Origin of the sequence: Photorhabdus hainanensis, from assembly GCF_018448965.1 — a bacterium.
GTDB classification, from domain to species: Bacteria; Pseudomonadota; Gammaproteobacteria; order Enterobacterales; family Enterobacteriaceae; genus Photorhabdus; species Photorhabdus akhurstii.
In genome coordinates this window covers 1-6,405 of the sequence record NZ_RCWD01000075.1, presented here as the reverse complement: position 1 = coordinate 6,405, position 6,405 = coordinate 1, and the positions used below count along the sequence as shown (strand labels likewise).

Here is a 6,405-nt window from a genome sequence, read left to right as displayed (position 1 = left end):
TATCTGATGACGGTTAACCCAAAACGAGGTCACACTACCCACGCCCCAGAACGCCGCCAGCGCTATCACGCCCCACCGCGCGCTTTTCTCCCACGGAAAACCCACCGCTTTCCCCCGGCTATCGCGCGCATGCTCCAGCACCCCGTTCCAACTGGCATCCACCAGCCAGCCATGCTCCACCATCCCTGACGGCACAAACAGCGGTAAGCTGAACGTCACCCCCGCCAGCCTCAACGGCGGCCGCTCTAACAACGGCGTTAGCTGTTTCACCAGACTTGCCACCCCGCCATCCCGCAAAGACGGTGCCAGTCGCAACAGAAAATCATGACGGTTTTCCGCTATCGCCTGTCCCATGCCCCGGCTCGCCAGCGTGGGTATCAGGCTATCCAGACTCTGCGCCAGCATCTCGGGCGTCCCCCCTTCTGACAGAAAACAGCCCACGGTCTGAGTCGGCCGGTCGTGCTGGTCCCAGTGGCTGTGACGCACATTCCACACATACACCGGCGCCTGCCAGCCAAGCTGTTGCCCCTGTTTCTCCAGCATGCGCAACGAGGTCTCCATCTGCGTTCGCTGGCCAAGTTGGTCTTCGGTCATCACCCACACCACCCCATCCAGCGGGCGACGGCGACGCAGTTGACGCAATGCCTGTAACTGCGCTTTATCCGGCTGAACCTGCAAACTGCCGCCCCACAGCAACAGATTGTTTTCGCCTTCCTGCCAGTGCTGGGCGGTCAACCCGGGGACAATGGCTTCCACTTGTTCCGGCTCGCCTGTAACCATTAAGATGCGCACCTTAAACCGCCAGAAAGAACCATAACGACGGCGCAAATGGCGGGTCATTTCTCCGAATGCCGGGTCAGGTTCAGCAGATGCGGATACCGTTTCAGGCGCCTCATTTTGTCGCCGCCAGTAACGAAACGCGGTACGGGCATCATGGACAAACAAACGTGTTACCAGAACAGAAATCAGCAAAAACAGTACACCGGCAATCAATACATAGCACTGAAATGCCAGTTGTTTTTCTAACAACGGCTGCCCCTGTATGTGTAACCACTCCGGTTTAAACCATATCATCAGACTACAGACGGTTATCAGCACCATCGGTAATCCCAAAATACCCCAGAATAACGTCATATATTTCTTCATACTGCCTCCAGTGTTTCCACGGGTTTAATCACCATAAACCAAGGAATAAGCCTATCGGGAGCAGGCGTACTCATGACTAATTGCGCCTGCTTTTGGGTGGTTACGGCATCAATAGCAACGGCCGCCGCTAACCAAGGCGAAGCTATGCCGGTAAAACCGGTTTGCACGTCAATATCACACTGCCTTTCCGTCTGTTTCCCCACATTGGGAAGTTGATCAATTAACGGCGTAAATATCGCCTGAGATTGGTTATCGCAGCCCATGCCCGAGAACCACAATTGATGAATTGAGTCGGCCGGAATATCAGCCCATAGCAACGCCTGCGACAATGCATATTTCATGTCATCATCCCGGGTTAGTTCAGGCCGGTGTATTATGGCTTGTACCGCAGAGAGAGGTTCAAGTTGTGGTACGAACAGAGTAGATTGGCGAGCGGGTGTTGAATTCAGCAATAACGCAACGTCAGCATCACCTTGACCGTCCATCACTTCTGTCGCAAGCCGAATAGCGACTATCAGCAAAACGGCATTATGGCGGGAGGCATCCAGCCAACTATCAATAATATCCAGCCCCGTTCCCGGCAATATTGATAACGGAGTACTGATGCCCGAAGCTTCCCAGACTGACTGCCAGACCGCTTCATATTCCGCCGCATCTAAACCCGCATCAATCTGTAACGACGAGAAAACCGTATAATTAACAGGTAACTGACGCAATGCTGTGGTCAGTGTCTCATCAGCTAACAGCGCCGCCATTTTTTCGTAAAGCCGCTCACGGCTCGGGCGTTCTGGCATATCGAAACGTATCTGACGCACAACCTGACCATGAGCCATATCCACCCATGAAGGCAATACCGCCTTTTGTGTCATTAACTGGGTCGCCAGTGAACCGGTCATTACTGTTTGCGGAACATCAACCACATGAGCCAGCACATTTAAATGTCGCTGACCTCGCTGTGTCTCCTGATATAAACAGACCTCACGCTCATAATCCCAACTATCAGACCATATCTGGCTGATTTGATAGCACAAACACCTGATGCCAAAAGCACCGGCCCAAACCAGAAATGGGAAAACCAGAAAACAGCACCAGAACCAAGGGGTATGAATTGGCATACCGGCGGGCCAGTACATAACGGTGGCGCAACCACCCAATGATATGAATATCATCAGTGCAATCAGCCAGCGTTTTATTACCGGCCCCGGTTTACGCTCTGCTGGTATGGGAATAGCACTCATATCTACGGGCATACATTAACTCACTGTCGCGGTGTTTAAAGAAGTAATCAGTGTGCAACCGCAACCACAGCGATGACCATGAAAGGCTACCGGCAGGCCATTATCTTTTAGCGTGGGATGACCTTCGATAATCGTGGTATTACCGTGTTTCGGGCAGGAAACCGGATCGGTTTTACGCGCAACGCCAAGACCGCCGAATTTCATTTTCTGCGAACCACTTAGCACCTGACCACCGTGTGTTGTTTTATCGTGAATACGGATAATGCCTTTCATTCTATAGCCTCTTGTTTTATTAACCTTTTTTCAATTTCTTCAATATCGGCATGATCATCAGTGGTTCTAATAAGGTCACGCTTAATATTCACAGTTTCTTTCAATGAATCAGTCTGGATAATAAAACTAATCGTCTTTTCACCTTTTTTCTCCATCGCCACCTGTTCACAACCCACCTGATAGGTTTTACTGAATAAGGAAGGTGTAATTACCAGTTGATCGCCATAAATACCCAACACAGGCCGATTAGTCAGGCGAATACCGTTAAAGGCAGATACGATTGCAGCAACCACTAATAATATCGCCATCGAAGCGGTAATACTGAATTGCACAACAGCCGCCACACCTAATATGACCGCAACGATATAAAAACGTTCCTGACGAAAATGAAGGTAAGGAGAAAGTTGCTTTGTATTGACTGAATTAAATAGCGGTAACTCAGCGAATCGTAAGTTATTATAACTCATAAGAAAACCGATGATATACACACATCCCAAGGGAAGCGTTACTAATCCAGACAACATAGCCAAAAAGAGCGCCAACTTTTTATGGACAAAAAGGAATAATACGCTGACCATCTGTATCGCAATAGCAATCGCTATCAGTTGAGCAATAGGATAAAACTCCTTAAGAGCTTCTTGCTCCTGATAATCTAAACCATTTGGAGATGCCTGTTGTAGCTGCAAATAATAAAAAAACCCTCCGACAGCTATCAAATTAATAATCAAACCTAACCACATGACCATACTAAGCTTTTTCATAAAAATTCCAATCAATCATCTTAATTAAACTTATAGTTTCTCTTGCATTACATAAACTTTCTTGCAGACGAGCGGAAACCATTAACACATTGTTAATTTCAATTCTCCCTTCCTAGGATAACTTAATGATTATTCCTTTCGCTTTTTACTTTCTTACTTTTAACCTAGCACTACTTTTACCTGAGTTCTATTCAGTGATTGAGGAATGAGTTCTGCTTTTAAATCCAGACACAAGTAAAATACAGGAATACTCCGAAGTAACACCATATTCGCCATTATATTACCTGACTTTCAACATAACAAAGATAAAAACCAGTAGCAATAAGGCACCCAAAAACACAATACATCCACGTTTAAATCCAGATAATGACCCAGAGGTCACTATGCGTGATTCTGGAATGCGTGTTGGCTGGTCTTGTATACCTTCTGAATCTGAATTACGGAATAAATCTAACAATATCAATATATTCTTAGAAAGCAATTCAATATTATTATTCTCATCAACGAGAACAAATTTAAAATCACAATCCTGTGTATAAGCAAGAGTATACAGATAATCACTGTCGTATTCCTTGAAGATACTCCCCGGCCTATCAACTCCGGAAATTAAATCCGGACGCTCATTTTGTCGCTGACTCAAATAGACAAAGAGAGAAGGTAGATCGTCAGGCTGTTCCGGGTTAAGCATCATATAGCCAATTTTACCTTCCTTTACAGCCTCCTCCAGCCAAATATAATAATTTTCTAACTCTGATCTAAAATCAAAAAGTAGTCTCTCCTGTTTTTTTGCGGAAGTTGCCTTTACAAGCTTCTGCAATATTTTCAATAAATTACTGACATTCCGCTTACCTTCCCCTTCTGATGTTATCCCATATTTTTTTACAATTTTCTCTTGCAAACATGTACGTGCTGATGACTTACGATTATGCAACACCTGACGTTCTTCCCGCGTCTGACTCGCCAACACATAACGCCATAAATGCACAGGATTATTCGCAGCGCTGACATTAATCGGGTCATCAGGATCAACCTGACAATCCTCTTCCACTTCCTGAGGCCATTGCGGCATTTTGCTGGTCTGCCCCGCAATATAACGGGCAATACTAGCAATTAGAGCAAATGGCAGCTTTATGATCCCAAAAATCCAGCCCAAACGGGAATTCATCCGCATCAGATACTGTAATCCAAAAATATAACTTTCTTTCTGTTTCTCAATAGGAGGGCATAAAGCGATAATATCCGCCTGCTCCTGTAAACACTCCTCCTCCATATAGCAACGGATAAACTCCCAATAACCCTGTATTATGTCTTTCCCCCAGCCGGAAAGCCCAAGACTAAATGTCTCTAACACCGTTTCCTGATCGTCCGCCAAAATATGACCATCGACACTCCATTCCCGCCTCTTATCTATTGCCTCAGTCAAGGTAAAAAACACCTCCTTCCAAGGAGCCGATAATACCGAGCCATTAAAACGGTAAACATAGATCATCTGTGTTTTGCGGTTAAAACGAATTGGGTAGTGTGTCGTGGCAAACCATTCTTTCCGGATAAATTTACTAATAAAATACAGAGTCGGAGATATAACAAGCAAAATAATCAGAAGGCTCACCAGAGCTTCATGATCTCCCTTTATATATTGGTAAATCATACAACCAATAGCAAATAAGCCTATTCCTAAGCAACAAAAAAAGAACGTGGCACTAAAAGCACTAACAAATCCCCTCTCTCGGTAATATTTATCTACCGTTTCCATATAAGTAGAATTCATACGGATCACTGTGTCGTGATCAGTAATATACTGACTATATTTACTTGTTATCTGAGTTGGTTTTCCTTGATGAAGTTGATTTTCCTTTTCTTCCCACATCAAAGGACGATTCAGTTCATAAGGGATATACAATCCTTTTACTTGCATAACTACACCTCCGCCGGAATTCTATTCGGACAAATAACCGCACTGTAAGCAACAATTTCGTTCATATGTTTTCCTCTATTTATCCGTAACGGATAATGCTTTTCATTCTATAGCCTCTTGTTTTGTTAACCTTTTTTTAATTTCGTCAACACCGGCATATGCATCAACTATTTCAATAAGATTACGATTAATATTAACTATTTCCTTCAATGAATTAGCTTGGATAACAAAACTAATAATATTTTTGCCTTTTTCCTTCATTATCACCTGCTCACAACCTACCTGATACGTTTTACTAAATGCAGAAGGTGTAATAACCAATTGATTGCCATAAATACCTAACACTGGTCGAAAAGCAAGGCGAATACCGTTAAAAGCAGACACGATTGCAGCACCAGCTAACACTTTCCCCATAGGTGCTTCATAACCTATGTACCCCATAGATACTTCTGCACTTAACTGAATAATAGCAGCCACCCCTAATATGACCGCAACGATATAAAAACGTTCCTGACGGAAATGAAGGTAAGGGGAAAGCTGCTTTTTATTTACCAATTTAAATAGCGGAAACCCATCAAAGCGAAAATTGTTATAACTAAAAAGAAAACCGATGATATAAACAAACCCCAACGGAAGTGTCATAAAACCAGAAAGCATAGCCAAAAAGAGCGCCAGCTTTTTATGAACAAAAAGGAATAATACACTGACCATCTGTATCGCAATAGCAATTGCTATCAGTTGAGCAATAGGATAAAGCTCCTTAAGAGTCTCTTGATTCTGATAATTTAAACCATTTTGAGTTGCCTGTTGTAACTGCAAATAATAAAAAAACCCTCCGATAGCTATCAAATCAATAATCAAACCTAACCAAAGGACCATACTAAGCTTTTTCATAAAAATTCCAATCAATCATCTTAATTAAACTTATAGTTTCTCTTGCATTACGAGGGCGTTCAGAATTCTGTGTCACGTTAATTTAGCGATTACAACGTTATCACATTATCCAAACGTCCTTCAAAGTAAATATAGAGTTGCGACAGCGTTAGATTCCAGCTCTGTATTGGCATTGTCC

The 6,405-nt window shown here is 43.8% G+C and carries 5 protein-coding genes and 1 pseudogene; all 6 read right to left on the bottom strand.

Translation table 11 applies throughout. The features are described 5' to 3' along the window. A pseudogene (locus EAE92_RS23605) lies at window positions 1–1,146 on the bottom strand (ImcF-related family protein); the annotation flags it as partial. Further along, window positions 1,143–2,396, bottom strand: coding sequence for a hypothetical protein (locus EAE92_RS23600; protein ID WP_214069807.1), 1,254 nt, complete (start codon window positions 2,394–2,396; stop codon window positions 1,143–1,145). The gene EAE92_RS23600 and the pseudogene EAE92_RS23605, both read right to left, overlap by 4 nt. Window positions 2,397–2,399: 3 nt before the next feature. Continuing rightward, complete coding sequence (locus tag EAE92_RS23595; RefSeq protein ID WP_036779522.1) at window positions 2,400–2,657, bottom strand: PAAR domain-containing protein; 258 nt, start codon at window positions 2,655–2,657, stop codon at window positions 2,400–2,402. Next, window positions 2,654–3,418 (bottom strand): hypothetical protein, encoded by a 765-nt coding sequence (locus EAE92_RS23590; RefSeq protein ID WP_214069806.1) that lies wholly within the window; start codon window positions 3,416–3,418, stop codon window positions 2,654–2,656. The genes EAE92_RS23595 and EAE92_RS23590 overlap by 4 nt, the downstream gene beginning before the upstream one ends. A 280-nt stretch (window positions 3,419–3,698) precedes the next feature. Further along, complete coding sequence (locus EAE92_RS23585) at window positions 3,699–5,333, bottom strand: DUF6708 domain-containing protein (RefSeq protein WP_214069805.1); 1,635 nt, start codon at window positions 5,331–5,333, stop codon at window positions 3,699–3,701. 102 nt (window positions 5,334–5,435) lie between these two features. After that, window positions 5,436–6,227, bottom strand: coding sequence for a hypothetical protein (locus tag EAE92_RS23580; RefSeq protein ID WP_214069804.1), 792 nt, complete (start codon window positions 6,225–6,227; stop codon window positions 5,436–5,438). Window positions 6,228–6,405 lie beyond the last annotated feature (178 nt).

What these genes read in the sequence shown, in the direction of transcription:
- EAE92_RS23600 (WP_214069807.1), bottom strand. Translation starts at nt 2,396, where the DNA reads ATGCCCGTAGATATGAGTGCTATTCCCATACCAGCAGAGCGTAAACCG.
- EAE92_RS23595 (WP_036779522.1), bottom strand. Translation starts at nt 2,657, where the DNA reads ATGAAAGGCATTATCCGTATTCACGATAAAACAACACACGGTGGTCAG.
- EAE92_RS23590 (WP_214069806.1), bottom strand. Translation starts at nt 3,418, where the DNA reads ATGAAAAAGCTTAGTATGGTCATGTGGTTAGGTTTGATTATTAATTTG.
- EAE92_RS23585 (WP_214069805.1), bottom strand. Translation starts at nt 5,333, where the DNA reads ATGCAAGTAAAAGGATTGTATATCCCTTATGAACTGAATCGTCCTTTG.
- EAE92_RS23580 (WP_214069804.1), bottom strand. Translation starts at nt 6,227, where the DNA reads ATGAAAAAGCTTAGTATGGTCCTTTGGTTAGGTTTGATTATTGATTTG.